Source organism: Mesorhizobium sp. M0571 (assembly GCF_040320985.1).
Classification (GTDB): Bacteria; Pseudomonadota; Alphaproteobacteria; order Rhizobiales; family Rhizobiaceae; genus Mesorhizobium.
Genome location: NZ_JAMYQT010000158.1, coordinates 1 through 631 on the forward strand (window position 1 = coordinate 1; position 631 = coordinate 631).

The 631-nt window shown below is 63.2% G+C and carries 1 protein-coding gene; it reads right to left on the bottom strand.

Going from position 1 to position 631, the window contains the following annotated elements:
- Positions 1 to 77: 77 nt before the first annotated feature.
- Positions 78 to 631, bottom strand: a 554-nt coding sequence (locus tag NKI85_RS37835) for a UPF0149 family protein (protein ID WP_352781008.1), incomplete at its 5' end; no start/stop codon positions are given.

Below are 631 nucleotides of genomic sequence, written 5' to 3' on the forward strand. Positions count from 1 at the left end.
GTAAGCGGTGCGCCAAGGCACCTTTCCCGAAATCGCCTTGATGGTTAGTCTCTCGTTCGTGGGCGCGCCGGCGCCGATCACTCCGGGTCATAATGGGTGACGTAGTGGAGTTCGCGCAGAGCGGGGATGACGAGGGCGATGTCTTTGTACGCCTCGTGCTCGATGAAGTGCGCGGTCTCGGGTCCTGGCCTGGGCTTGCCGAGGACGGGCCTCCCCTTTTTGTCGACGCAGTAGATCAGGATCGGCAGCAGCAGGCCGTGATGGGGGTTGTTGAGGTCGAGTAGCCGTTTCCATTTTTTGATGTTGAGATTCATGGCCGCGTAGAACCCCTGGCACCACGGCCGGGCGTCCATGCCGCCCCTGGGCTTGGTGGCGAATCGGGGCGCATAATCCTGCGGTCTGTCGAAGAGCGTCTCGTTGATCCGGTTGTGGATCCTGGCGACGCTAGCAAACACGGCCCGATCTGTTGCAGAGCCTTTGGCCAAGACGTCGCGCGGCAACCCCATGAGCGGGCACATCCAGTCTTGCGGGTCCGGGAACCGCGGCCCGGTGACCGCTGCCGTTACGAAGCCATCCAGCGCCGACATGGTCCGCACCAGCGGGCGACGGTTGATCTTGACGGCCATCCAGG